Origin of the sequence: Pseudomonas sp. FP2335 (assembly GCF_030687535.1) — a bacterium.
Taxonomy (GTDB): Bacteria; Pseudomonadota; Gammaproteobacteria; order Pseudomonadales; family Pseudomonadaceae; genus Aquipseudomonas.
Genome location: NZ_CP117437.1, coordinates 5,668,167 through 5,694,873, shown reverse-complemented (window position 1 = coordinate 5,694,873; position 26,707 = coordinate 5,668,167). Strand labels below are relative to the sequence as shown.

The 26,707-nt window shown below is 62.9% G+C and carries 22 protein-coding genes; 16 read left to right on the top strand and 6 right to left on the bottom strand.

The genetic code is table 11. The features are described 5' to 3' along the window. Positions 1–18: 18 nt before the first annotated feature. Positions 19–2,298, top strand: coding sequence for a phosphoenolpyruvate--protein phosphotransferase (gene ptsP / locus PSH81_RS25740; RefSeq protein WP_192297879.1), 2,280 nt, complete (start codon positions 19–21; stop codon positions 2,296–2,298). A 145-nt stretch (positions 2,299–2,443) separates the two neighbouring features. Here ptsP and PSH81_RS25735 read toward each other — a convergent pair whose 3' ends face one another. Continuing rightward, the gene (locus PSH81_RS25735) at positions 2,444–3,190 is read right to left on the bottom strand and encodes an NRDE family protein (protein WP_192297878.1); all 747 of its coding nucleotides are present in this window, start codon (positions 3,188–3,190) and stop codon (positions 2,444–2,446) included. A gap of 120 nt (positions 3,191–3,310) precedes the next feature. On the opposite strand from PSH81_RS25735, the gene PSH81_RS25730 reads away from it, so the two are divergent. From PSH81_RS25730 to PSH81_RS25720, 3 genes are all read left to right on the top strand, one after another. Beyond that, positions 3,311–4,093: a sulfite exporter TauE/SafE family protein gene (locus tag PSH81_RS25730; RefSeq protein WP_226454590.1), complete on the top strand. Its 783-nt coding sequence runs from the start codon at positions 3,311–3,313 to the stop codon at positions 4,091–4,093. Between the two features lie 65 nt (positions 4,094–4,158). Beyond that, on the top strand, positions 4,159–4,971 hold the full coding sequence (gene lgt / locus PSH81_RS25725; RefSeq protein ID WP_192297876.1) for a prolipoprotein diacylglyceryl transferase: 813 nt from the start codon (positions 4,159–4,161) through the stop codon (positions 4,969–4,971). Positions 4,972–5,025: 54 nt separating this feature from the next. Next, on the top strand, positions 5,026–5,859 hold the full coding sequence (locus tag PSH81_RS25720; RefSeq protein ID WP_226454589.1) for a thymidylate synthase: 834 nt from the start codon (positions 5,026–5,028) through the stop codon (positions 5,857–5,859). 131 nt (positions 5,860–5,990) lie between these two features. Here the strand turns inward: PSH81_RS25720 and cadR are convergent, their stop codons facing one another. Beyond that, positions 5,991–6,431, bottom strand: coding sequence for a Cd(II)/Pb(II)-responsive transcriptional regulator (gene cadR, locus PSH81_RS25715; protein ID WP_226454588.1), 441 nt, complete (start codon positions 6,429–6,431; stop codon positions 5,991–5,993). Positions 6,432–6,515: 84 nt separating this feature from the next. Between cadR and PSH81_RS25710 the strand changes: the two genes are divergently transcribed. The 7 genes from PSH81_RS25710 to PSH81_RS25680 all read left to right on the top strand — a co-directional run bounded on the left by PSH81_RS25710 (position 6,516) and on the right by PSH81_RS25680 (position 15,520). After that, positions 6,516–8,768, top strand: coding sequence for a heavy metal translocating P-type ATPase (locus PSH81_RS25710; protein ID WP_305391695.1), 2,253 nt, complete (start codon positions 6,516–6,518; stop codon positions 8,766–8,768). 16 nt (positions 8,769–8,784) lie between these two features. Further along, positions 8,785–9,648, top strand: coding sequence for a LysR family transcriptional regulator (locus PSH81_RS25705; protein ID WP_226454586.1), 864 nt, complete (start codon positions 8,785–8,787; stop codon positions 9,646–9,648). A gap of 238 nt (positions 9,649–9,886) precedes the next feature. Next, on the top strand, positions 9,887–10,951 hold the full coding sequence (locus PSH81_RS25700; RefSeq protein WP_192297871.1) for a putative 2-aminoethylphosphonate ABC transporter ATP-binding protein: 1,065 nt from the start codon (positions 9,887–9,889) through the stop codon (positions 10,949–10,951). Between the two features lies 1 nt (position 10,952). After that, the gene (locus tag PSH81_RS25695; protein WP_226454584.1) at positions 10,953–12,665 is read left to right on the top strand and encodes a putative 2-aminoethylphosphonate ABC transporter permease subunit; all 1,713 of its coding nucleotides are present in this window, start codon (positions 10,953–10,955) and stop codon (positions 12,663–12,665) included. Positions 12,666–12,684: 19 nt separating this feature from the next. Beyond that, positions 12,685–13,707 carry a putative 2-aminoethylphosphonate ABC transporter substrate-binding protein gene (locus PSH81_RS25690; RefSeq protein WP_192297869.1) on the top strand — a complete coding sequence of 341 codons (1,023 nt, stop codon included), beginning with the start codon at positions 12,685–12,687 and terminating at the stop codon, positions 13,705–13,707. Positions 13,708–13,832: 125 nt separating this feature from the next. Next, a complete protein-coding gene (locus PSH81_RS25685) occupies positions 13,833–14,966 on the top strand; it encodes a TIGR03364 family FAD-dependent oxidoreductase (RefSeq protein ID WP_305391694.1) in 1,134 nt (377 codons plus the stop codon). Continuing rightward, positions 14,966–15,520, top strand: coding sequence for a phosphonate degradation HD-domain oxygenase (locus PSH81_RS25680; protein ID WP_226454581.1), 555 nt, complete (start codon positions 14,966–14,968; stop codon positions 15,518–15,520). Before PSH81_RS25685 ends, PSH81_RS25680 begins: the two co-directional genes overlap by 1 nt. On the opposite strand, the gene PSH81_RS25675 is transcribed toward PSH81_RS25680, so the two are convergent. Then, positions 15,517–16,884 carry a DUF3482 domain-containing protein gene (locus PSH81_RS25675; RefSeq protein WP_305391693.1) on the bottom strand — a complete coding sequence of 456 codons (1,368 nt, stop codon included), beginning with the start codon at positions 16,882–16,884 and terminating at the stop codon, positions 15,517–15,519. The two genes, PSH81_RS25680 and PSH81_RS25675, sit on opposite strands and share 4 nt — an antisense overlap. Beyond that, entirely contained in the window at positions 16,877–18,256 is a 1,380-nt protein-coding gene (locus PSH81_RS25670) for a DUF2868 domain-containing protein (RefSeq protein ID WP_226454579.1), read from the bottom strand. Before PSH81_RS25670 ends, PSH81_RS25675 begins: the two co-directional genes overlap by 8 nt. A 69-nt stretch (positions 18,257–18,325) precedes the next feature. On the opposite strand from PSH81_RS25670, the gene PSH81_RS25665 reads away from it, so the two are divergent. Continuing rightward, positions 18,326–18,838 (top strand): dihydrofolate reductase, encoded by a 513-nt coding sequence (locus tag PSH81_RS25665; RefSeq protein ID WP_192297864.1) that lies wholly within the window; start codon positions 18,326–18,328, stop codon positions 18,836–18,838. 141 nt (positions 18,839–18,979) lie between these two features. Here PSH81_RS25665 and PSH81_RS25660 read toward each other — a convergent pair whose 3' ends face one another. After that, positions 18,980–20,371 (bottom strand): L-cystine transporter, encoded by a 1,392-nt coding sequence (locus PSH81_RS25660; protein ID WP_226454578.1) that lies wholly within the window; start codon positions 20,369–20,371, stop codon positions 18,980–18,982. A 239-nt stretch (positions 20,372–20,610) separates the two neighbouring features. Between PSH81_RS25660 and PSH81_RS25655 the strand changes: the two genes are divergently transcribed. The 4 genes from PSH81_RS25655 (at position 20,611) to PSH81_RS25640 (ending at position 25,944) form a co-directional block, all read left to right on the top strand. Further along, positions 20,611–21,669 (top strand): haloacid dehalogenase-like hydrolase, encoded by a 1,059-nt coding sequence (locus tag PSH81_RS25655; RefSeq protein WP_370694873.1) that lies wholly within the window; start codon positions 20,611–20,613, stop codon positions 21,667–21,669. A 217-nt stretch (positions 21,670–21,886) separates the two neighbouring features. Continuing rightward, positions 21,887–22,420 carry an RNA polymerase sigma factor gene (locus tag PSH81_RS25650; protein ID WP_192297862.1) on the top strand — a complete coding sequence of 178 codons (534 nt, stop codon included), beginning with the start codon at positions 21,887–21,889 and terminating at the stop codon, positions 22,418–22,420. After that, positions 22,417–23,364: a FecR family protein gene (locus tag PSH81_RS25645; protein ID WP_305391692.1), complete on the top strand. Its 948-nt coding sequence runs from the start codon at positions 22,417–22,419 to the stop codon at positions 23,362–23,364. Before PSH81_RS25650 ends, PSH81_RS25645 begins: the two co-directional genes overlap by 4 nt. 132 nt (positions 23,365–23,496) lie before the next feature. After that, on the top strand, positions 23,497–25,944 hold the full coding sequence (locus PSH81_RS25640) for a TonB-dependent siderophore receptor (RefSeq protein ID WP_305391691.1): 2,448 nt from the start codon (positions 23,497–23,499) through the stop codon (positions 25,942–25,944). A gap of 56 nt (positions 25,945–26,000) precedes the next feature. Here PSH81_RS25640 and PSH81_RS25635 read toward each other — a convergent pair whose 3' ends face one another. Then, positions 26,001–26,648, bottom strand: coding sequence for a putative adhesin (locus PSH81_RS25635; RefSeq protein ID WP_305391690.1), 648 nt, complete (start codon positions 26,646–26,648; stop codon positions 26,001–26,003). Positions 26,649–26,707 lie beyond the last annotated feature (59 nt).

The window sequence follows — 26,707 nt, the reverse complement described above, 5'->3', positions numbered from 1 at the left end:
GGAGTTCGACCCCGAGCCATGCTCAATACGCTGCGCAAGATCGTCCAGGAAGTTAACTCCGCCAAGGATCTCAAGGCGGCGTTGGGGATTATTGTGTTGCGCGTCAAGGAAGCCATGGGCAGCCAGGTCTGCTCGGTTTACCTGCTGGACCCCGAGACCAACCGTTTTGTGCTGATGGCCACCGAGGGCTTGAACAAGCGCTCCATCGGTAAGGTCAGCATGGCGCCCAATGAAGGTCTGGTGGGCCTGGTGGGGACGCGTGAAGAACCCCTGAACCTCGAAAACGCGGCTGATCACCCGCGTTACCGCTACTTTGCCGAAACCGGCGAGGAGCGCTACGCCTCGTTCCTCGGCGCGCCGATCATTCACCACCGCCGCGTCGTCGGCGTGTTGGTCATCCAGCAAAAAGAACGCCGCCAGTTCGACGAAGGTGAAGAAGCCTTCCTCGTGACCATGAGCGCGCAGCTCGCCGGGGTAATCGCCCACGCCGAGGCCACTGGCTCGATTCGCGGCCTGGGCCGTGAGGGCAAGGGCATCCAGGAAGCCAAGTTCGTCGGCGTGCCGGGTTCGCCGGGCGCGGCGGTCGGTACGGCGGTGGTCATGCTGCCGCCGGCGGACCTGGATGTAGTGCCGGACAAGACCGTCAACGACATCGACGCTGAAATCAAACTGTTCAAGACCGCCCTCGAAGGCGTGCGCGCCGACATGCGCAACCTGTCGAACAAGCTGGCCACCCAGCTGCGCCCCGAAGAGCGTGCGCTGTTCGACGTGTACCAGATGATGCTCGACGACGCGTCCCTGGGTAACGAAGTCAAGACCGTGATCAAGACCGGCCAGTGGGCCCAGGGCGCGCTGCGCCAGGTGGTCACCGATCACGTCAACCGCTTCGAAATGATGGACGACGACTACCTGCGCGAGCGCGCCTCGGATGTACGCGACCTCGGTCGCCGTCTGCTGGCGTACCTGCAGGAAGATCGCACCACCAATATGGTCTTCCCCGACAAGACCATCCTGGTCAGTGAAGAACTGACCGCGACCCAACTGGGCGAAGTGCCGGAAGGCAAGCTGGTGGGCCTGGTCTCGGTACTCGGTTCGGGCAACTCCCACGTCGCGATCCTGGCCCGGGCCATGGGCATCCCGACGGTGATGGGCCTGGTGGACCTGCCGTATGCCAAGGTCGACGGCATCGACATGATTGTCGATGGCCATCGCGGCGAGGTGTTCACCAACCCCGGCGAAGTGCTGCGCAAGCAATACGCCGAGGTGGTTGAAGAAGAGAAACAACTGGCGCTGGGCCTCGATTCCTTGCGCGAACTGCCGTGCGTGACCACCGACGGCCATCGCGTGCCGCTGCTGGTCAACACTGGCCTGCTGGCCGATGTGGCCCGCGCGCAACAGCGTGGCGCCGAAGGGGTGGGGCTGTACCGCACCGAAGTGCCGTTCATGATCAACCAGCGTTTCCCGAGCGAGAAGGAGCAGCTGGCGATTTATCGCGAGCAATTGCAGGCCTTCCACCCGTTGCCGGTGACCATGCGCAGCCTGGACATTGGCGGCGACAAGTCACTGTCGTATTTCCCGATCAAGGAAGACAACCCCTTCCTCGGCTGGCGTGGGATTCGTGTCACGCTCGACCATCCTGAAATTTTCCTCGTCCAGACCCGCGCCATGCTCAAGGCCAGCGAAGGCCTGAACAACCTGCGCATCCTGTTGCCGATGATCTCCGGCACCCATGAGCTGGAAGAGGCGCTGCACCTGATCCACCGTGCCTGGGGCGAAGTGCGCGACGAAGGCGCCGACGTACCGATGCCGCCGATTGGCGTGATGATCGAAATCCCGGCGGCGGTGTACCAGGCCAAGGAGCTGGCGCGGCAGGTGGACTTCCTGTCGGTGGGTTCCAACGACCTGACCCAATACCTGCTCGCCGTGGACCGTAACAACCCACGGGTGGCCGACCTCTACGACTACCTGCACCCGGCGGTGCTGCAAGCCCTGCAACATGTGGTGCGCGACGCCCATGCCGAAGGCAAGCCGGTGAGTATCTGCGGCGAAATGGCCGGTGACCCGGCGGCGGCAGTGCTGTTGATGGCGATGGGCTTTGACAGCCTGTCGATGAACGCCACCAACCTGCCAAAGGTGAAGTGGATGCTGCGCCAGGTGGATCTGGGCATGGCGAAGGAGCTGCTGGCGGAATTGATGACCATCGACAACCCGCAAGTTATCCACAGCTCGCTGCAGTTGGCGCTGAAGAATCTGGGGCTGACGCGGATGATCAATCCGGCTTCTGCGAAGACCCTCTGACTTCAGCTGATGGCCCTTGTAGTGAGCGGGCTTGCCCGCGCTGGGTGGCGAAGCCGCCCCAAACCGGCCGCCGCGGTGTTTCAGGAAGATCGCGGTGTCTGGGTTTAGGGCGGCTTCGCCACCCAGCGCGGGGCAAGCCCGCTCACTACACGTTGAGTTCTACCTCACCCAGCCGCCCACCATGGGGCCCAAAACTACGCTCCACCATCCGCCGAGTCCCGTCGGCATTCACAATCAACGCCGTACTCGCCCGCGTCCCATAACTGGGGCTGGCGATAAACACGCTGGATAAAAGACTCTCCGTCGCCAACCCCACGCCGGTATCGGGCAAGTCTGCAAACGGCGCTGTCTGCGGATCACTTAAAAGCCCCAGCAACGCCTCCGGTTGCGGGTCATCCAGCACCGCACTCAACGCCGCCTTGGCCTTGAGCAACTTGGGCCAAGGCGTATCCAGCCCAGCGTTGGATAACCCATACACCCCGGCCTGCAACCGCGTCGGCTGGGTGTGATTGGCGTTGTAGTGCCACAACTCCTCCCGTGTGCCCAGCAGCAGGTTAAACCCGGCATATTCGATCGAACGGCCGTTAACGTCGGCCAAGTAGTCGTCAATCGGCAGGTTTCCATTGAGAAAGCGCGCCACCAGTTCCCCGCGGGACTTGCGCGCCGGTGGCTGGTGCGGATCGCGGATATTGGTCAGGGCGGCAAACCGCCCGTCGGCATTCACGCCCAGCCAGGTGCCGCCGGCTTCCTGATCGCGGCCGGCGTAGACCTCGGGTGCATCCGGCCACTGGGCCAGCGGCAGGCTGGGGCGGGCGTAGAACTCATCACGGTTGGCCGCGACGATCAGTGGCTGGGCATGGCCCGGCCGCCAGGCGAAGACAATCAGGCACATCAGGCGATCCCTTTTGTGTTTTTTGCCACTCTACGCACTCAAGCGCGGGCGTTCCATCGTCTCCAGTTGGGTCGCATGCCTTCCATCCGTTAACATGCCGGACTTGATTTGGGGGCTCCCATGGAATTTTTGCTGTATTTGGCGCTGGGCGCCTGTGCGGGTGTGCTGGCCGGGCTGTTCGGGGTGGGCGGCGGGATTATCATCGTGCCGGTGCTGGTGTTCAGCTTCACCTTGCAGGGCTTCGACCCCCAGGTGCTGACCCACCTGGCCGTGGGCACCTCACTGGCGACCATCATTTTTACCTCGATCAACGCCGTGCGTGAGCACCACCGGCGTGGCGCGGTGCGCTGGCCGATCTTTGTGTGGATGACCGTGGGCATCCTGATCGGCGCCGGTTTTGGCGCACTGACCGCCGAAGCCATCTCCGGCCCGCACTTGCAGAAGGTCATCGGTGTGTTCGCCTTGGTGATCGCGCTGCAACTGGCCCTGGAGGTCAAGCCCAAGGCCAGTCGCACGGTGCCGGGCAAACTCGGCCTGACCCTGGCCGGCACGGTGATCGGCTGGGCGTCGGCGATTTTCGGCATCGGCGGCGGCTCGTTGACCGTACCGTTCTTGACCTGGCGCAGCGTGCCGATGCAGCAGGCGGTGGCCACCTCATCGGCGTGCGGCCTGCCGATTGCCCTGGCCAGTGCATTAAGTTTCATGATTCTGGGCTGGCATGACCCGCTGCTGCCCGCTCATAGTCTAGGGTTCGTGTATTTGCCGGCGCTGTTGGGCATTGCCCTGACCAGCATGGTGTTTGCCCGTTTCGGCGCGCGCCTGGCGCACAAGCTGTCGCCGCGCTTGCTCAAGCGCCTGTTTGCCGGGTTGCTGTTTTGCGTCGGTTTGAATTTCTTGCTGTAACGCAGCCTTAATCGCGCCCCGGCATGGTCCGGGCGCTATAACGAATGATTTAACGAGGAGTCGCAATGCTGCCTTACCCGCAGATCGACCCGGTGGCCCTGGCCATCGGTCCGCTGAAAATCCACTGGTACGGGTTGATGTACCTGATCGGTATCGGCGGCGCCTGGCTGCTGGCTTCCCGGCGCCTGAACCGTTTCGACCCGACCTGGACCAAGGAGAAGCTCTCCGACATGGTCTTCTGGCTGTCGATGGGGGTGATCGTCGGCGGGCGCCTGGGCTACGTGTTGTTCTACGATCTGTCGGCGTACATCGCCAATCCGACGCTGATCTTCGAAGTGTGGAAGGGCGGCATGGCGTTCCACGGTGGGTTTGTCGGCGTGATGATCGCTGCCTGGTGGTTCGGCCGTCGCAACGGCAAGTCGTTCTTCGAACTGATGGACTTCGTCGCGCCGCTGGTACCGATTGGCCTGGGGGCCGGGCGCATCGGCAACTTCATCAACGCCGAGCTCTGGGGCAAGCCGACCGACGTGCCGTGGGCGATGGTGTTCCCGCCATTCAGCGACCCGGCGCAACTGCCGCGCCATCCGTCGCAGCTCTACCAGTTCGCGCTGGAAGGCGTGGCACTGTTCCTGATTCTCTACCTGTTCTCGCGCAAGCCGCGCCCAACCATGGCTGTGTCGGGCATGTTCGCGTTGTTCTACGGGATCTTCCGGTTCATCGTCGAATTCGTGCGCGTGCCGGATGCACAGTTGGGCTACCTGGCGTGGGGCTGGGTGACCATGGGTCAGATCCTCAGCCTGCCGATGATCCTCGCCGGCCTGGGCCTGCTGTGGTGGGCGTACAATCGCCCGCAGCCGCTGAAGAACACTGCGCTTTAAATTCGAATGCCGAGGCGGTTGCCCTGCCTCGGCTTCAACGATACGGGTAAAAAAATGAAGCAATATCTCGAACTACTGAACGACGTCGTGACCAATGGATTGACCAAGGGCGATCGCACCGGCACCGGCACCAAGGCCGTGTTTGCCCGTCAGTATCGGCATAACTTGGCCGACGGCTTTCCGCTGCTGACCACCAAGAAGCTTCACTTCAAAAGCATCGCCAACGAACTGATCTGGATGTTGAGCGGCAACACCAACATCAAGTGGCTGAATGAAAACGGCGTGAAGATCTGGGACGAATGGGCCACCGAAGACGGTGACCTGGGCCCGGTGTACGGCGAGCAGTGGACCGCCTGGCCGACCAAGGACGGTGGCACGATCAACCAGATCGACTACATGGTGCATACGCTCAAGACCAACCCCAACAGCCGCCGCATCCTGTTCCACGGTTGGAACGTCGAGTACCTGCCCGACGAGACCCTGAGCCCCCAGGAAAACGCGCGCAACGGCAAGCAAGCCCTGCCACCGTGCCACCTGCTGTACCAGGCCTTCGTGCATGACGGTCACCTGTCGATGCAGTTGTATATCCGCAGCTCCGACGTGTTCCTCGGCCTGCCGTACAACACCGCGGCGCTGGCGCTGCTCACCCATATGCTGGCGCAGCAGTGCGACCTGATCCCCCACGAGATCATCGTCACCACTGGCGACACCCATGCGTACAGTAACCATATGGAACAGATCCAGACCCAGCTGGCGCGTACGCCGAAGAAGCTGCCGGAGTTGGTGATCAAGCGTAAGCCTGCGTCGATCTATGACTACAAGTTCGAAGACTTTGAAATTGTGGGTTACGACGCCGATCCGAGCATCAAGGCTGATGTCGCCATCTGATCAATGTGGGATCTAGCTTGTGTGGGAGCGGGCTTGCTCGCGAAAGCGGTGGATCAGCTTGCAGATGTGTTAGCTGACACACCGCATTCGCGAGCAAGCCCGCTCCCACATTTAGTCCGTATTCACTTGAGTTAGTGGCCGTGGCTTCTGCCCACATGGGAAGGCTCAGCCTCACTGGCCGCCACACTTCCGCTGACTTCAAGCCGCTGCAAAATCCCGCACTGCTCCCCACCGCCACAACGCTGGCGCAGGTCCAGCAACTGTTCCTGCAACGCCAACAGCCCGTCGATCCGCGCTTTCACATGGTGGATATGCTCGTCGATCAACGCATTCACGCTTTCGCACTGGTCCTGCGGACTGTCGCGCAAATCCAGCAGGCTGCGGATCTCCTCCAGGGTCATGTCCAGGCTGCGGCAATTGCGGATAAAGATCAGCCGCTCGGTGTGCGCCTGGGTGTACACGCGGTAATTGGCCTCGGTGCGCGCCGGCGGTGGCAGCAGGCCTTCCTTCTCGTAATAGCGGATGGTTTCCACGGGGCAGTCGGTCAGTTTCGCCAGTTCGCCGATCTTCATCGCAGCAATCTCCAAATGGGTGCTTGACCCTATAGTGGCTACAGGGTCTTTACTTGGCAACAGGCACCTTACGGACGCGACCTGATGAGCGATTCCATCCACACCCCGCATAAACACAAGCACGACCATGATCATGGCGAGCATAAACTCACGCCTGTGCATAACCACGGCCACGGCGATTCCTGCTGTTCCGCCAGCTCGGCTGCGGCAAAGGTGACGCTGAACGAGGCGCCCACCGCCGGCTCGCGCTTGAGCACGTTCCGCATCGAAGCCATGGACTGCCCCACCGAGCAGACGCTGATCCAGAACAAACTGGGCAAGCTCGCCGGCATCCAGCAGTTGGAATTCAACCTGATCAACCGCATCCTCGGCGTCACCCACGACCTGCCGAGCACCGCGCCGATCATCGCCGCGATCAAATCCATCGGCATGCAGGCCGACCCCATCGAGGAAGGCACCCCGGCTGCCGCACCACCCGCCAAGAAACACTGGTGGCCGCTGGCATTGTCCGGCGTCGGTGCATTGGGCGCTGAAGTGCTGCACTTCACTAACGCCGCGCCGACCTGGGTGATTGCCCTGGTGGCGCTGGTGTCGATCCTCAGCGGCGGCCTTACCACCTACAAAAAGGGCTGGATCGCCCTGAAAAACCTCAACCTGAACATCAACGCGCTGATGAGCATCGCGGTGACCGGCGCAATCCTGATCGGCCAGTGGCCGGAAGCGGCCATGGTGATGTTCCTGTTTACCGTCGCCGAACTGATCGAAGCCAAATCCCTGGACCGTGCGCGCAACGCTATCAGCGGCCTGATGCAGATGACCCCCGAACAGGCCACGGTGCGGCAGGCCGACGGTTCGTGGGCTGAACAAGAGGTCAAAAGCATCGATCTTGGGGCTATCGTGCGGGTCAAGCCTGGCGAGCGCATCGGCCTGGACGGCGAAGTCACTGCGGGCCAATCGACCATTGACCAAGCGCCGATCACCGGCGAAAGCCTGCCCATTGAAAAGACCGTGGGCGACAAGGTCTTCGCCGGCACCATCAACCAGGCCGGCGCTCTGGAATACAAAGTCACCGCAGCGGCCAACAATTCCACCTTGGCGCGGATCATTCACGCCGTGGAACAGGCCCAAGGCGCCCGCGCGCCGACCCAGCGCTTTGTCGACAGTTTCTCCAGGGTCTACACCCCGGCGGTATTCCTGTTTGCCCTCGGCGTAGCCCTGATCCCGCCGCTGTTCATGGCCGGCGTGTGGTTCGACTGGATCTACCGCGCCCTCGTGCTGCTGGTGGTGGCGTGCCCGTGTGCGCTGGTGATCTCCACGCCCGTGACCATCGTCAGCGGCCTCGCGGCGGCGGCGCGCAAAGGCATCCTGATCAAGGGTGGCGTCTACCTGGAGGGCGGCTACAAACTCGACTACCTGGCCCTCGACAAGACCGGCACCATCACCCACGGCAAGCCGGTGCAAACCGATTACCTGGCGCTGTTCCCCAACGTCGAAGCCAGCGCACCGGCGTTAGCCGCGAGTTTGGCCGGGCGTTCCGACCACCCGGTGTCCCTCGCCATCGCCAATGCGGCTGTGGATAAAAACCTGGCGCTGCACGCTGTGGATAACTTCGCGGCGCTGGCGGGCCGTGGCGTGCGCGGCGACATCAACGGCGAAACCTATCACCTGGGCAACCACCGCCTGGTGGAGGACCTCGGCCTGTGCTCGCCGGAGCTGGAAGAAAAACTCTTCGCCCTGGAAAAACAAGGCAAGTCCGTGGTGCTGCTGCTCGACAAGTCCGGCCCGCTGGCGCTGTTTGCCGTGGCCGACACGGTCAAGGACAGCAGCCGTGAAGCCATCCAGCAACTGCACGCGCTGGGCATCAAGACCCTGATGCTCACCGGCGACAACACCCACACCGCCCAGGCGATTGGCGCCCGGGTCGGCATCGATCAGGCCCGTGGCGACCTGCTGCCCACCGATAAACTGCAAGCCATCGAAACCCTCTATGGCCAAGGCCATCGCGTCGGCATGGTCGGCGACGGCATCAACGATGCCCCGGCCCTGGCCCGTGCCGAGATCGGTTTCGCCATGGCCGCAGCCGGCACCGACACCGCCATCGAGACGGCCGACGTGGCCCTGATGGACGATGATCTGCGCAAGATTCCCGCATTCATTCGGTTGTCGCGGCAAACCTCGAGTATCCTGCGGCAGAACATCGCCCTGGCGCTGGTGATCAAGGCGATCTTCCTCGCAGTCACGTTCCTGGGCATGGCCACCATGTGGATGGCGGTGTTTGCCGACATGGGCGTCAGCCTGCTGGTGGTGTTCAATGGCCTGCGCCTGTTGCGCAAATAATGGATGTGAGGGTGGCGTGCTGAGTGCCGAGTTGAAGGCTTTTTACATGGTCGCGCGCCTGGGCAGCATTACCCAGGCGGCGAAAAAACTCGGCCTGAGCCAGCCCACGGTCACCACCCAGATCCGCAACCTCGAAAGCCAATACGGTGTTGAGCTGTTCTACCGTGGCGGCCGGCGTCTGACCGTCAGCGATGAAGGCGCGCGGCTGCTGCCGATGGTCAAGGCGCTGTTGCAGCAAGAAGCGGACATCGAGTTTTTCCTGCGCAACAACGGCCAGGTCCAGGGCGCATTGCGGATTGCCGCGACGGCGCCGTATTACATTCTCGACCTGGTCAAAGCCTTCCGCGAACGCCTGCCGCAGGTGGACGTGTCGGTGGAAATCGGCAACTCCCAACAGGTGCTCGAAGCGCTGGACGATTACCGCGTCGATGTCGCCGCGTCCTCGCAGTTGGTGGAAGACCCACGCCTGATCCGCCGGGTATTGGGCACCGACCCGCTGGTGCTGGCGGTGCATCGCGACCATCCCCTGGCCAAGCTCGACCATGTACCCCTCAGTGCCCTGGCCGGGCATACCTTGTTGATGCGTGAAGCGGGCTCGACCACACGGCGGCTGACGGAAGAGATGTTGCAGGGCGCTAGCGTGAGCTACGGGCCGCTGCTGGAAATCGGCAGCCGCGAGTCGATCCGCGAGGCGGTGTTGCGCAATATCGGCATCAGCATCATTGCGCGCCAGGAAGTGCCCCATGACCCGCAACTGCGGGTGCTGACCATCGAGCATGCGCCGCAGATTCCGGAGTATTTGTACTGCCTCAAGGAAAGAAAAAGCGCACGGTTGCCAGCGGCGTTTCTGGGCTTGGCGCAGGAAATGTCGCCCCTCTGAGTTCTATGGTGGTCTTGAGGGCCTCTTCGCGGGCAAGCCCGCTCCCACATTTTGACCGTGTGAACCCGATCAAGTGTGGGAGCGGGCTTGCCCGCGAAAGCGGCAGTGCAGGCACCACACCCCTTTGACCCCTACCCAAATCCACCAATACCACTATCACCACCTTTTGCCTTCCTGCCACACGCGCGACGCATTGCCTACCTAGCATGACCCTCATCCGTTTGATGAGGTGCCACGCATGAACACTGCCCTGAGCCAACCCGGCGCGCCGATGAAGGTGCGCAATATCCAGAAACGCTTCGGCGCCTTCACTGCGCTCGACAACGTATCCCTGGACGTCGCCGCCGGTGAGTTGGTGTGCCTGTTGGGCCCGTCCGGCTGTGGCAAGACCACCTTGCTGCGCTGCATCGCCGGGCTCGAGCGCCAGGACAGCGGCGAACTTTACCTGGGCAACCGCGACGTTTCCCTGCTGCCACCCCAGGCACGGGACTACGGCATTCTGTTCCAGTCCTACGCCCTGTTTCCCAACCTGACCGTCGAAGCGAACATCGGCTACGGCCTCACCGGCAGCGGCCGCGATGAAGTGCGCAAGCGTGTCGCTCAGATGTTGGAACTGGTCGGCCTGGTCGGCAGTGAAAAGAAATACCCCGGCCAACTCTCCGGCGGCCAGCAACAACGCGTGGCTCTAGCCCGGGCGCTGGCGCCTGCGCCGTCGTTATTGCTGCTGGATGAACCGATGTCCGCCCTCGACGCCCGTGTGCGCGAGCATCTGTGCACCGAACTGCGCCAACTGCAACGGCGCCTGGGCATCACCACGCTGATGGTCACCCACAACCAGGACGAAGCCATGCTGATGGCCGACCGCATCGCCGTGATGAACAACGGCAAGGTCGAGCAGTACGCCACGCCCCAGGAAATCTACGACCGCCCGGCCACGTCGTTCGTGGCGGAATTTGTCGGCCAGGGCAATTGGCTGCCATTCAGCCGCAACAGCGCCAGCCACGCCCAGGTCGGCGGGATGAACATGCGCTTGGCCGATGATGCCGGCGTGGCCAAGTCCGGCCGCCTGTTCTGCCGCCCGGAAGCCATCAGCGTCAACCCGCCGGTGCATGAAGAAAACCTGTTCCCGGCCAAGGTCCGCGAGGTCACGTTCCTCGGCAACCGCTGCCGCATGAGCTTTGAGCTCGAGCAGTTACCCGGCCATGCGCTGCTCGCCGAACTGGCCCCGGAAGCCATGCCGCGCCTGGGCGCCCAGGACATCTGGGTGGCCTTGCCGCCGCGCAGCCTGCAGGTGTTTGCCTGAGATGGCCGTTGTCATGACCTTGCCCGCCGTGCGCCAGGCTTCCCGTGCCGAACTGGGCGACCGCCTGTTTGTGGTCGGCGGCAAACTGCTCTGGCTGTGCTTGCTGGGCGTCGCCGTGTTGCTGCCGTTGCTGGCGATCTTCTGGCGTGGTTTCAGCAGCGAAGCGGGGCAGGGCGGCGGTCTGGTCGCGGCTAAAGCACTGATCACCAGCGCAAACTTCCACTGGTTGCTTGGCAACAGTCTGAAAGTTTCCCTCAGCGTCGCGGCCATCGTCGTACCGCTGGCCTACCTGTTTGCCTACGCCCTGCAACGCACGCTGATTCCCGGCAAGGCGATCTGGCGCGGCCTGTCCCTGTTGCCGTTGATGGCACCGTCGATGCTGCCGGGGATTGCGCTGGTTTATCTATTCGGCAACCAGGGTATGTTGCGCGGCTTGCTCTCGGAGAATATCTACGGTTTCTGGGGCATCGTTCTGGGCGAAGTGATCTACACCTTCCCACACGCCTTGATGATCCTGCTGTCGGCGCTGTCCCTGGCGGATGCGCGCCTGTTCGACGCGGCCTCCAGCATGGGGGCGAGCCCGGCCCGGGCGTTTCGCAGCATCACCTGGCCGGCCACGCGCCAGGCGGTGTTCGCCGCATTCTGTCTGGTGTTTACCTTGACCATCACCGACTTCGGCGTGCCCGTGGTGGTCGGCGGCGATTATCAGGTGCTGGCGCTGGAGGCGTACAAGGCGGTGGTCGGCCAGCAACAGTTCGGTCGCGGCGCGTTGATCGGCATGGTGTTGCTGCTGCCGGCGCTGTTCAGCTTCGGCGTGGATGCGTGGTTGCGCCGCCGTCATGGCGACTCTATGAGCGGCCGCGCCCAAGTGTTCCAACCGCTGCCATCGCGTTCGAGGGACGGCTGCTACCTGGCCATCGTCCTACTGATCTGCGCCGTTTTGCTGCTGGTGTTCGGCATGGCGGTGTACTCCTCGCTGGTGAAATTCTGGCCGTACAACCTGTCGCTGTCGCTGACCCACTACCAGTTCGAAGACACCGCCGGCGGCGGCTGGCTGGCCTATCGCAACAGCCTGACCCTGGCCTTGTGCACCGCGTTGATCGGCAGCGTGCTGATCTTCACCGGCGCCTACCTGATGGAAAAGACCAAGGGCCAGAAAGGCCTGAACCTCGCGCTGCGCCTGCTCAGCTTTGTGCCGATGGCCGTGCCGGGGTTGGTGCTGGGCCTGGGCTACGTGTTCTTTTTCAACCTCAACGGCAACCCGCTGCATGTGTTCTACGGAACCATGACCCTGCTGGTGGTGTGCACCATTGCGCATTATTTGACCACCGCGCAGATGACCGCCACCACGGCGTTGCGCCAGCTGGACGCCGAGTTCGAAGCCGCCGCGCTGTCCCTCAAGGCGCCGCTGTATCGCCATTACCTGAAAGTCACCGTGCCGATCTGCCTGCCGGCGCTGCTGGACATCGTGCGCTACCTGTTTGTATCGGCGATGACGACCGTATCCGCCGCGATTTTCCTCTACAGCCCCGACACCATCCTCGCCGCCGTCGCCGTGTTGAACATGGACGATGCCGGCAACGTGGGCGGCGCGGCGGCCATGTCGACCCTGATCCTGTTCACCTCGGCCGGCGTCTCGCTGTTGCTGGCGTGGGCCTCACGTGGCGCGTTGCGTCGCTCCCAAGCCTGGCGCCAGAGCGCGCCGGGCCAATAATCCCGATAGGAGGTGTTCCATGTTCAAACCCCTGGCACTGGTCGCTGCCGTACTGTCTGCATTCAGCCTGAATGCCTTCGCCAAGACCGACCTTACGGTGTACACGGCCCTCGAAGCCGAGCAGTTGAAGACCTACAAGCAAGCCTTCGAAAAGGCCAACCCGGACATCGAAATCAAGTGGGTGCGCGACTCCACCGGCATCATCACCGCCAAGCTGCTGGCCGAGAAAGACCGCCCGCAAGCCGACGCGGTCTGGGGCCTGGCCGCGTCGAGCCTGGCGATCCTCGATCAGCAAGGCATGCTGGATAACTACGCCCCCAAGGACCTGGACAAGATCGGCAAAAACTACCGCGACCCGGCCAACCCGCCGGCTTGGGTGGGCATGGACGTCTGGGCCGCGACCATTTGCTTCAACACCGTCGAAGCTGAGAAGCAAGGCCTGAGCAAGCCGGTGAGCTGGCAAGACCTGACCAAGCCTGAGTACAAGGGCAAGATCGTGATGCCCAACCCGGCCTCGTCCGGCACCGGTTTCCTGGATGTGAGCGCGTGGTTGCAGACCTATGGCGAGAAGCAGGGCTGGCAGTACATGGACGACCTGCACCAGAACATCGGCCAGTACGTTCACTCGGGCTCCAAGCCGTGCAAGCTGGCGGCGTCTGGTGAATTCCCGATCGGGATTTCCTTTGAATACCCGGCCGTGCAGTTGAAGCGCCAGGGCGCGCCGCTGGACATCATCCTGCCGAAAGAAGGCCTGGGTTGGGACATTGAAGCGACGGCCGTGATGAAGGGCACGGCCCACGCCGACGCGGCGAAAAAACTCGCCGACTTTTCCGCCAGCCCAGCGGCGATGGCGCTGTACAAGGACAACTTCGCCGTGCTCGCCCAGCCGGGGATTGCCAAGCCGCAGACCGAATTGCCGGCCGATTATGAGCAGCGGCTGATCAAGAACGACTTTGCCTGGGCGTCGAAGAATCGCGACAGCATCCTGACTGAGTGGCGCAAGCGCTATGACGGGAAGTCGGAGAAGGTGGCGGGTCAGTAATTTTTTCGTTAGGGCTGCTGGCCTCTTCGCGAGCAAGCCCGCTCCCACATTTTGATTTGTGAACACATTCAAATGTGGGAGCGGGCTTGCTCGCGAAGGCGGCCTTGAATTCAGGACATCATTCCATGACACACCCCACCGACCTTTTGATTGTCGGCGCCGGCATCCTCGGCCTGTCCCACGCCTTCGCCGCCGCCCGGCGCGGTCTCAAGGTCAAGGTCTTCGAACGCAGCGCCACGCCCCTGGGCGCCTCGGTACGCAACTTCGGCCAGGCCCTGGTCACCGGCCAGCCGCCAGGCACGATGCTCGACCTGGCGCGGCAAAGCCGTGACATCTGGGGCCACTGGGCCCAGGCCGCCGGCCTGCAGCTCAAGCGCAACGGCGCCTACCTGTTCGCCCGCAACGAAGCCGAAGAGCATCTGCTCGAAGCCTTCTGCGCCGGCCGCGCCAAGGAACACGGCTACCACGTCGAATTGCTGCAAGGCGCAGCGATGAAGGATTTGTATGGCGGCCAGTTCCGTCATCACCGTGCCGCGTTGCACGGCAAGGACGACCAGCAACTGTATTCGCGCGAAGCGCTCCCGGCGTTGATCAACTACCTTCGCAACGAATTGAACGTGGAGTTTCATTTCTCCACCCTGGTACGCGATGTGGAACCGGGCCTGCTGCACAGTACGGCGGGCAGCTTTCGCGGTGAGCAGATCATCGTCTGCTCCGGTCACGACTACCAAACCCTGCTGGCCGACGCGATGGCCGAACTCAACCCAAGTATCTGTCGCCTGCAAATGCTGCGCGCACGGCCAGCGGTCAATCTCAACCTGCAACACGCCTTGCTCACCGGCCTCAGTTGCGTGCACTACGGCGCCTTCGCCGACCTGCCCGAGGCGGCGACGGTGCGGGCGCAGATCCTGCGCGATGTGCCGCACCTGCACGAGCACGGCATCCACCTGCTGATCAGCCCGACACCCTATGGCGAGCTGATTATCGGCGACTCCCATGCCTACGGCAGCGATGCCTCGCCGTTCAACGCCGAGCAGGTCGACGACTGGATGATCGAACTGGCCGAGCAGACCCTGGGTTGCAGGCTCCAGGTGGTGGAGCGCTGGCAGGGCGTATACGGGGCACGGGGGCCGGGGCCGTTCTCGTTCCTGCGGGCGGCACCGGGGGTGAGCGCAGCGTTGATGCACACCGGCGTGGGCATGAGCGTCGGGCCGGCGCTGGCCGAGCGCAATATCAGTGCGTTGTGGGGGAGTGTGTGATGAGCCCGGAACAGGCGATTGCCGAGGTCTTTGGCCTGTACGAGCGACACGGCGCGGCGGATTACATCGGCGAGCCGGTGTCGCAGATCGAGCACATGTCCCAGGCCGCGCAGCTTGCCATGTTGGAAGGGTTTGACGATGAAGTGGTGCTGGCGGCGTTTTTCCACGACATCGGGCATCTGTGCGGCCAAGGCGGCGCGGACATGGGCGGCTACGGCGTGGTCAGCCACGAAAGGCTGGGCGCGGATTACCTGCGCCGCGCCGGGTTCAGCGAACGCTTGGCCAGGCTCGTGGAATACCACGTGCAAGCCAAGCGCTACCTGACGTTCAACCAACCGGGCTACTACGCCCGATTGAGCGCAGCCAGCCGTCGCACCCTGGGCTATCAGGGCGGGATGATGACCGCCGAAGAAGCCCAGGCCTTTGAGCAGGACCCGCTCTGCGCGGTCAGCCTGCGCATGCGTCATTGGGACGAGCAGGCCAAGCAGATGCATGTGCCGCTGCTCGACCTTGAGGTGCTCAAGGCCAAGGCGCGGCAGGTGTTGGCGGCTTAGGTTTCGTCGAGGCGCTGGGCGAGTGCTTCGACCTGCTCCTGGCGTTCGGCCTGGCTGAGTTTGGCGTGGGGGTTGAGCGACGACCATTGCGGATGGGCGCGAGCTTTGTGCAGCGCGTCCGGCAATTTGCCCTCGCGCCAGCTTTTGTCCTGGGGCGTATCGACCTTGATGCTGTGAATCGCCGCATGCCCACGCAGGTTCAGGGCCTTGAGCAACTGACGTTGGCGTAGCGCGAGCAGGCGCAGCACGCTGTCGTCCACGGTCAGTTCGCGTTGGCCTTTGATCTTGCCCAGCAGCCGGCTGCCGTAGCTGCGCGCGGTTTGCAGCGCACCACCGGCAATCGCCCCGGCCAGGGCGGCGGCGCCGAGGGTCAGGCCGCCGACCAGCAGATCCACACCGGCCCCGGCGGCGGCCCCGGCGGCGATCCCGCCACCGACGCGCACCCCGAGTTGCTTGAGGGTTTCCGGGTTGAACAGGTCATCGCCCCAGCGCCCGTCGAGCAGCGGCAAATCGCTGGCGGCGGCGTCTTGCGGGCGAAAGCCGAACAGTTTGAGCAGCGCTTCCACGCATTTCTGTTCGCGCTGGCGCACGGCCTTGCGCAGCTCGTTGATGGCGTGCGGCTCATCTTCGGTGACCACGCTGCGACGGCACGCGGCACAGTCGATCAGCAGCTCGGCGATCAACCGCGCTGCGCTTTGCTGACGGGCCTGGCGCTGGGCCTGCTGGTCAAGAATCAGGCGCTCCAACTGCGGCCGGGCGTTTTCCAGCAATAGGGCGAGGCTTTCGTACAGGCGGCGCTCGCCGTCTTCCGGCGGTGCGACGCTGTCGAACCGCACCAGTGCATGCAGGCCCAGGCGGGCCAGGGCTTCACGCCAGTCCGGTTCGCGATGGTCGCTGCTGCTGACAAAGTTGAGCACCGGCAGTAACGGCTTGCCGCAACTGGCCAGCACTTGCAGCTCGTCGCGGTACTTGGCCAGCACCGGCTCGCGGGCGTCGATCACATACAGGCCGGCGTCCGAGGCCAGCAGTTGGCGCAGCACCTTGGCTTCCTGTTCGAAACGCTGGCGCGCTTCGCTGCCTTCGAGGAACCGCGCCAGCCGGGCCGGGCCGTCGAGGCGTTCACCCGGGCGGTCCAGGCGCTCCAGGTAGTCGAGCAGGGCGATGGCGTCTTCCAGGCCGGGAGTGTCGTACAACTCCAGCAGGGCTTCGCCGTCCACCGACAAGCGCGCACCTTCGACATGCCGTGTGGTGCTGGGGCGGTGGGAGACTTCGCCGAAGCCCACGTCGCGGGTCAGGGTGCGCAGCAGCGAGGTTTTGCCGACATTGGTGTGGCCGACCACGGCGAGTTTCAGCGGTTTAGTCATGACCGGTCTCCAGCCAGTTCAGCGGCGCGCAGTCGGCGAAGGGCAGCTCTAGCTGTTGCAGCGCGCTGTGCCAGTCGCCCAGGCGTTCGGCGTCCAGCGCCTGGCCGGGCGGTGCTTGCAGCAGCCACACACGGGTGGCGGCGGCGCTACGGGCGAGTTCGGCGATCAGCGCGAGGCTGCCGCGATCCGGCGAACGTCGTGGGTCGCAGGCGATGGCCAGGCGGGCGGGCGGGAAGCGCGTGAGTTGTTCCAGCAGTTTGTGGCGCGATTCGCGGCTGTCGAGGATGCCGGCGTCGTTGACGTTGGCAGGCAGCTTGGGCGGCCATGGATGCTGGTCGTCCAGTTCGATGGCCACCAGCAGGGCGCCGTCGCTGTGCAGGTCGCTGACGCCGCCGCTGACAGGGGGCAACTGCTCCGGTGCGGCGTCGTTGACGCCGAGGCGTTCGCTGCTTGGCATCAGGCGTTCACGCAGCTGGCTGTAGCCCGGCAGGTTGAGGTCCAGGCGCAGGGCGGCGCGCCCGCGTTGCCAGCGCCACAGGCAGAGCAGGGCGAGGAGCAGACGCGGCAGCAGGCCGTAGACCAGCAGCACGCCTACCAACCAAGCGGCCCAGGCCTGGCGGGCGCGTTCGATGTTCAGCGCGAGATCGCCGCTGGCGCGGATCATCTCGACGGTTGGTACGTTGAAGCCCAGCAGCGCGGGCAGGCTGCCCAACGTTTGGGTTGCGGCGACGAAGGTGTCGGCGCTGAGGATGGTGGTTTCCCACACGAAGCCGTAGCGGCGGGTGGCGAGCAGCGTCAGCAGGATCGCCAGGGCGCTGAGCATGGCCAGCAGCCACAGGCCGTTGACCAGCACGCCGACGGCCCAGCGATTGAGTTTCTGGCGTTGCAGCAACAGCAACAACGCCGGTGCCAATTGTGCGGCCTTGGCGTCGCGGGCGAGTTTTTCGCTGAGCCACAACCACAGCCGCCCCAGGCTGGCGCCGTGTTCGCCGGCAAACAGCAGGCCCAGGGCCCAACTGATCAGCAGGATCAGATTCAAACCGAGCAGGCTGCCCAAGGCCCAGAACACATTCACCGGGCCCAGGCCGTTGCCCAGCGCGGCGAAGGCCAGGCCGGCGCCGCTGATCAGCGCGACGATGGCCAGCAGCACCAGCGCCAGGCGCGCACCTTGCAGCCAGCGGGTGAGGGCGGCGCTCAGGCCATCGCGTTCGGCCAGGTGCAGGGCGCGGCGCTGGATACGCGTCGGCAAATCGCCACCGGCCGCGCGGGCCAGGCGGTTGGCTTCCTGGTCGTCCAAGGGGCCTGCGTGTTCTTCGCGCAGGCGCACGGTTTCTGTCAGCCAGAGTTTTTGCAGCGGGGTCAGTGCAGTCACGCGCCGTCCTGTTGTGTTTGTGAGCCTGGAGCATAACCCCTGACTCGGGGCTCTGGTATTCTCGTCGCCATGAAAAAAACTCTCCCTTTAAGCCTGATCGCAGCCCTCGGTGAAAACCGCGTGATCGGCGTCGACAACAGCATGCCCTGGCATTTGCCGGGGGATTTCAAATATTTCAAGGCCACCACGCTCGGCAAGCCGATCATCATGGGGCGCAAGACCTGGGATTCCCTGGGCCGACCGTTGCCGGGGCGCTTGAACCTTGTGGTCAGCCGTCAGACCGATCTGGTGCTGGAAGGTGCCGAGGTTTTTCCGTCGCTGGACGCTGCGGTTGAGCGCGCCGAAGCGTGGGCGCTGGAGCAGGGCGTGGATGAGCTGATGCTGATCGGCGGTGCGCAGTTGTATGCGCAGGGGCTGGAGCAGGCGGACCGCCTGTATTTGACGCGGGTGGCGTTGAGCCCGCAGGGGGATGCGTGGTTTCCGGAGTTTGATTTGAACCAGTGGAAGCTGGTTTCCAACCAAGAAAATCCGGCTGAAGGTGACAAGCCTGCCTACAACTTCGAAGTCTGGAAAAAAGCCTGACAGCCCGTAGTGAGCGGGCTTGCCCGCGCTGGGCGGCGAAGCCGCCCCAAAACCAGACACCGCGTTTTTCCTGAAGCACCGCGGCGTACCTGTTGGGGCGGCTTCGCCGCCCAGCGCGGGGCAAGCCCGCTCACTACAAGTTTAGGCTTGGGCTAGTTCGGCGTGCTCATCGGCATCCAATACGGCTTTATCCGTCTGCCCCATGATCTGGCTGGTAATCGCCCCGGCCGTCATCGAGCCGTTCACGTTCAACGCCGTGCGGCCCATGTCGATCAGTGGCTCCACGGAAATCAGCAACGCCACCAATGACACCGGCAAGCCCATCGCCGGCAGCACGATCAGCGCGGCAAACGTCGCGCCGCCGCCCACGCCCGCCACACCGGCCGAACTCAGGGTCACAATCGCCACCAGCGTCGCGATCCACAGCGGGTCGAGCGGGTTGATGCCCACGGTCGGCGCCACCATCACCGCCAACATCGCCGGGTAAAGACCCGCGCAACCATTCTGGCCGATGGTCGCGCCAAACGAGGCGGCGAAACCGGCGATGGAGTGCGGGATGCCCAGGCGACGGGTCTGCGCCTCGATGCTCAATGGGATCGCCGCCGCGCTGGAGCGGCTGGTGAAGGCAAATGTCAGCACCGGCCAGACCTTGCGGAAAAAGCGCAGCGGGTTGATCCCGGCCAGGGACAGCAGCAGGCCGTGCACCACGAACATCAGGCCCAGGGCCAGGTACGACACCACCACGAAACTGCCGAGCTTGATGATGTCTTGCAGGTTGGAACCGGCGACCACCTTGGTCATCAGCGCCAATACGCCGTACGGCGTCAATTTCATCACCAGGCGCACCAGGCGCATCACCCAGGCTTGCAGGGTGTCGATGGCGTTGAGCACTTTCTGGCCTTTTTCCACGTCATCCTTGAGCAGTTGCAGCGCGGCAACCCCCAGGAACGCGGCGAAAATCACCACGCTGATGATCGACGTCGGCTTGGCCCGCGCCAGGTCGGCGAACGGGTTCGACGGCACGAACGACAGCAGCAACTGCGGGATATTCAGGTCGGCGACCTTGCCCGCGTAATCACTCTGGATCACCTGCAGGCGCGCCATTTCCTGGGTGCCGGCCACCAGGCCTTCGGCGGTGAGGCCGAACAGGTTGGTCAGGCCGATACCGATCAACGCCGCGATCGCGGTGGTGAACAACAGTGTGCCGATGGTCAGGAAGCTGATCTTGCCCAGGGACGCGGCGTTGTGTAACCGCGCCACGGCGCTGAGGATCGAAGCAAATACCAGCGGGATCACGATCATTTGCAGCAATTGCACATAACCGTTGCCGACCAGGTCGAACCAGCCGATGGAAGCCTTGAGCACCGGGTTGCCGGCGCCGTAAATGCTATGCAGTGCCACACCGAACGCCACGCCCAGTGCCAGGGCGAACAACACCTTCTTGGCCAGGCTCCAGTTTGTGCGGCGGGTTTGTGCCAGGCCCAGTAACAGGACCACGAACACCAGTAAGTTGAGAATCAGAGGCAGATTCATTGAAGCTCCGTCAGAGGCTGCCAATCGCGTGAGCCTGCGATTGCGAACCGGAAAGCCTAACAGCTTGAAATATATTGATTTAATACCGATATCGAATGGTGACTGTCGCTTTTGGAATAAGCCTTTGACGCTCAGGTATATGGCGTTGGCGGAATCAGGACGCAAGCGGTCGTGCTCGGGCGCTAACTGTCACAGGGATTTGTTAGCGTCGATGTCTTTCACTCAGGGAGAAAACGCATATGAAGCTCGCTTCGAGAATGTTTGCCGCCGCGCTGTGCCTGGGCCTTGCTGGCCACGCCATGGCCGCCACCGAGTTGAAACACTGGCCGGCCCCGGCCGCCGAGCAACTGAACAAAATGATCGCCGCCAACGCCAACAAGGGCAATTTCGCGGTGTTCGACATGGACAACACCAGCTACCGCTACGACCTCGAAGAGTCCCTGTTGCCCTACATGGAAAACAAGGGCCTGATCACCCGCGACAGCCTTGATCCGTCGCTCAAGCTTATGCCGTTCAAAGACACTGCCGACCATAAGGAAAGTCTGTTCAGTTACTACTATCGCCTCTGCGAAGTGGACGACATGGTCTGCTACCCGTGGGTCGCCCAGGTGTTTTCGGGGTTCACCCTCAAGGAACTCAAGGTCCAGGTCGACGAACTGATGGCCTCCGGCAAGCCGGTACCTGTCAGCTATTTCGAAGGCGACGTGGTGAAAAAATCCGAAGTGCAGCCGCCGAAAGTCTTCACCGGCCAGCAGGAGCTGTACAACAAGCTGATGGAAAACGGCATCGACGTGTATGTGATGACCGCTGCCTCGGAAGAACTGGTGCGCATGGTCGCTGCCGATCCGAAGTACGGCTACAACGTCAAACCCGAGAACGTCATCGGCGTGACCACCCTGCTCAAGGACCGCAAGACCGGCGAGCTGACCACCGCACGCAAACAGATCAGCGCCGGCAAATATGACGAGAAAGCCAACCTCGGCCTCGAACTCACCCCTTACCTGTGGACCCCGGCCACCTGGATGGCCGGTAAACACGCGGCGATCCTGACCTACATCGACGAGTGGAAAAAACCGGTGCTGGTGGGCGGCGACACACCAACGAGCGATGGCTACATGCTGTTCCACGATGTGGACGTGGCCAAGGGCGGCGTGCATTTGTGGATCAACCGCAAGGACAAATACATGACCCAGCTCAACGGCATGATGGCCAAGCACGCGGCGGCGCAGGCCAAGGAAGGGCTGGCGGTGACGGCGGACAAGAATTGGGTGATCGTCAAACCGGATGACATTCAGTAACACCGAGTCGCCTGCATTCGCGAGCAAGCCAGCTCCCACATTTTGACCGCATTCTCATGTTGAAACGCGGTCAACTGTGGGAGCGGGCTTGCTCGCGAAGACGGCCTCAAAAACACCGCATGACCCCCAGCAAAAAATAGATTTCAATTGCGAACCAATCTCATCCTCTGCTAGCGTGCGCACCTCCTGAACCCCTCGTTCACCTCAAGGTAGTGCCGTGCTCTCCTGGAATTCGCAGATCGCGCGCCTGTTCGCGGAGCAGAAGAAAGCCCTCGAAGCCTTCGTCACCCGCCGCACCGGCAGCGCCCAGGTAGCCGCCGACCTGACCCAGGAATCGTTCCTGCGCCTGGCCCGGTTGGACTCCGGCGAGAAGATCGACAACCTCCCGGCCTTTCTCTTCACCATCGCCAGTAACCTGGTGCGCGATCACCAGCGCCAGGCCATTCGCCGTGAGCGCCTGGACGCCGGCGAGCCCAGCGAAGAACTGCCGTGCAGCAACCCCGGCGCCGATGAACAATTGGCCGCCTACCAGCAGGAGCAACTGATGCAGGACGCGATCCTGGCGTTGCCCGAGGCGACTCGGCAGATCTTCCTGCTCTATCATGTCGACGAACTTTCCTACCGCCAGATTGGCGAACGCCTGTCTATCACCCCGCGCAGCGTGGAATACCAATTGCGTCGCGCCTTGATTGAATGCCGCGCCTACATCAAGACGCGGCTTGCCTGCGATGCACAAGGACGTCGGACATGACTGCGTTACCCACTGCCGACGCGTTGTTCGAAGAAGCGTGCGCCTGGTACTTCCGCTTGCAGGCCGAGGACGTGACCCCGGCCGAGATGGACGCCTTTGCCGCCTGGCTCGGGCAGGGCCAGCCCCAGGACGACGCGTGGCAGGAAGTGCAGGCGATGCTCGGCGGTTTGCGTGAACCGGCACGGTTGATCCGCCGCGCCGAGCAGGCCGCGTGGCGCAAACCCGCGCGGCGCTGGGCTTATGCCGCTGCCGTGCTGCTGGCGGTTGGGCTGACCGTACAGAACACGCCCTGGCTCGACCGCCTGCGCGCGGACTACGCCACCGGCACCGGCGAATCGCGCACGGTCGAATTGGCCGATGGCTCTCAGTTGCAACTCAACACCGACAGCGCGATTCAAGTGCGCATGAGCGGCGGCGAGCGTCAGATTCGTCTGCTGCGTGGCGAAGGTTTTTTCAGCGTGACCAAGGACCCGGCGCGGCCGTTCGTGGTGCAGTCCGGTGAGGGCTGGGTCAAGGTGGTCGGCACCCAGTTCAGCGTGGCGCGGCGCGATGCGCAGACGCGGGTGCAGGTGGCCGAGGGCAAGGTGCAGGTCAGTGCGGGCATGGGCGAGCCGGTCTACCTGGCGCCGGGACGGGCGGTGGAATATCAGGACCAGCGCCTCGCCGACGTGCACGCTTTCGATCCCGCCAGCGGTTTCGCCTGGCGCCAGCGCCAACTGGTGTTCCGCCAACAGCCGCTGTCGGAAGTGGTCAACGAGTTGAACCGTTACTGGCCCGGCAAGACCTTGGTGCTTGGCGACGCGTTGCGCAATCGCGTGGTCTCCGGCGTGTTTGAGATCGACAAACCCGATGCCGTAATCAGGGCGCTGGAATACACCCTCAACCTGCATGCCGAGCGCTACACCCCGTATTTGCTGGTGTTGCGCGAAGGCAAAGCGTCCTGACGGCAACTTTTTCAAAATATTTTCAGGGTTTCCCGGTGGGGCATCGTCCTTGATCACTGAGGCGTAAATAGTAAGCACTCTCAAGTAGTGCGGCGCCGATCACCGACTTTTTTGCACCGGGGAGCACCATTCATGGCACACCGATACGCCGCACGGCCCTTGCTGGCACTGGCCATTTCCTTGGCCAGCGGCACTGCGCCGCTGTATTTGCAGGCTGCTGAGACCATCCAGGCCCAGACTTACCGCTTCGATATTCCAGGGCAAAGCCTGGACGGTGCGCTGGCGGCATTTTCGGCGCTGACGCGGGTGCAGGTGTTGGTGAATGGTGAGTTGACCCAGGGGGTGGTGTCGCCGGGGGTGAAGGGCAACCTGGGGCAGCGTGAAGCCTTGGGGCAACTGCTCGGCGGCACGGGCTTGAGCGCAGCGTTTATCAATGCCGATACCGTCACCCTGGAAAAGCGTGTGGACGCCGGTGGCACCCTCGAAGTCGGCGCCACCACCATCAGTGCCGAGCGCCTGGGCGTCACCACCGAAGGTACCGGCTCCTACACCACGGGGGCCGTGACCATCGGCAAGGGCGAGCAGAAACTCAAGGACATCCCGCAGTCGGTCAGCGTCATGACCCGCAAGCAGATGGACGACCAGAACACCACCAAGCTGTCCGATGTGGTCAAGCGCACGCCCGGCCTGACGGCGACCAAATCTCCTGGCCCTGGCATGTTCATCTTCTCCCGTGGTTTCGAAGTGGGCACGCTGCAATACGACGGCGTGGGCATCCCGCGTAACACCTACACACTGGGCAGCTACCTCACCGAAAACATGGCGATCTACGACCGCGTCGAAACCCTGCGCGGCCCGGCCGCCTTGCTGCAAGGCGCCAACAGCCCCGGCGGCACCATGAATCTGGTGCGCAAGCGTGGCCAGCAGGCGCCCACAGTGACCATCACCGCCAAGGCCGGCTCGTGGGACCACTACGGCACCCAAGTCGATGCCGGTGGCCCGCTCAACCCGGAAGGCACCTTGCGCGGCCGGTTTGTGGCGGATTACGACACCACCAACTCCTTCGTCGATTACGCGGGCGGCTGGAACCAGACCGTCTACGGCGCCGTCGACTACGACTTCACGCCAGACACTACCGTGGGCGTCGGCATCAGTAACCAGAAAGGCCACTCACGCCCCAATTTCATGTCGTTGCCCCGCTACGCCAATGGCAGTGATATCGGCCTGCCGCGTTCGACCTTTGTCGGCGCCAGCTGGAACCGTGCCGTCAACAACCAGACCCAGGTGTTCGCCGACCTGGAGCATCGTTTCAACGATGACTGGAAAGTGAAGGCTGCGCTGGTGGCAATGGACGAGCATAACGACGCGACGTACCAGGCGACGTGGGATACCGTCCCCAACCCCGGTGATACGGGCAATGTGCGCTACATCGACTGGGTGACCGACTTCAATACCAAAAGTCGTGGCGCGGACGTGTATGTCAACGGCAAGTTCGACGGCCTGGGTTTCCAACAGGAAATGGTCCTGGGCGCCAACTATTCCAAACTCACCACCGACGACCAGTGGGCGCGGGCGGCAACGAATGGCGCGGATATTTTCAACATCGACCACAACCGTGTGCAGCGCGACAAATACCAGTTGTTCCAGGCGGGGAACGCCTCGAAGAGCTGGTATGACATTCGCCAGAAAGGCATCTACGGCACCTGGCGCGTCAAGGTGCTGGACCCGCTCACGCTGATCCTCGGCGCGCGCACCAGTTGGTATGAGTACTCCTACATCGGCCAGAACGGTCGCCAGGGCGTGTACGGCGCTGCCGAGGAAAGCACCACGCAAACCTCCGGCAAGGTCACCCCGTATGCAGGCCTGGTCTATGCCCTGAACGATCAATGGTCGGCCTACGCCAGCTACGCCGATGCGTTCGAGCCGCAAACCAACCTGACCACCTCCGGCTCGCTGCTCAAGCCTATCGAGGGCAAGAACTACGAGCTGGGCATCAAGGGTGAACTGGCCGATGGCCGCCTCAACACCTCGTTTGCGATCTTCCGCTACGACCAGGAAAACCGTGGCGTCCAGGACCTGCAAGGGCCGATGAACTGCAATGGCTGGTACTGCTCGGTGGCCTCGGGCAAGGTCCGCAGCCAGGGTTTTGAAGCCACATTGGGCGGTGAAGTGCTGCCGGGTCTGCAACTGGTCTCCAGCTACACCTACAACACCACCAAGTTCCTCAAGGACGACACCTACGAAGGCAAGGTCTTCAGCACTTGGACGCCCAAGCACCTGCTCAAGGTGTGGGGCGACTACCAATTGCCGGGGGACTGGCAGAAGTTCAGCGTCGGTGCTGGCGTGACGGCGCAAAGCAGCACCGTCGCCTACGACCGCACCTTCAGCGTGCCGGGCAATGCACTGTGGGATTCGCGGGTGGCCTACAAGATCAACCAGGAGTTCACCGTCGCGGCGAACCTGAACAATATGTTCGACAAGAAGTACTACATCCCGGCGTACAACGCGAACTGGGGCAGTAACTACTATGGCGACCCGCGCAATGTGATGTTCACCATGACCTACACTCCACAGTTCTGATTTCAGCCGGATAAAAAATGCCCGGCTCTTGGCGGGCACTTTTTATGCGCGGCGTTTCAGCCTGACGACTTATCCTGTATCGGCGCTCCAGTTGCCGGGACTGTATCGCAACTTTCTTCACGCAAAGTGGCACGGTATAGAGGTGCTGCAGGATTAAGCAGGTTCGGGCGACAGAATGAAGCGTGAATCTCTTGATACTGCAGCCCCTTGTTATTCACCTCCGTCAGGGCATCCTGCAAAGTGATGGCTATGTTCCTCAAGGCGAGTGAAGGGGTTTTCCGGTTGCGTACAGTCAGCACGTCGAAGTCCGAGTTGTTCACGGTATACCGAATGTTGTTGTAAGAGTCCTCCGGGTATTTGCCGAGCAGATAATTTCGGACGTCTTCACCTGGGCGCGTTTTCTCGTAAATATTCACGGTTTCTCGGGCTACGCCACCCAGGGTGGGGTCTTGCAGCGAATGGCCATCCGGGCCATAAAAAACAAGAGACGTGTTCTCTGGCACTTTCAAGTTCATACCCGGAAGGTAGGCGCCATGGGCGCTGATGACCAGTTTTCTGGGAGACTGCTGTGTCGGGCCTTGGAATAGGTAGAAATGTTCACCAAGGGCCGTTGCCCCGTTTGGCGGCAGGTTTGCTTTGTGTTGTGGAGGATGCTGGAGTTGCGGGGCAACAGTGAAAGAAGGTGCAGGCGCGATTCTGGGCATGAGCGTTACCTGTTAGAAAACTGAAACCATGAACGGGCATTTGCAGTGCTGAGTTCGGT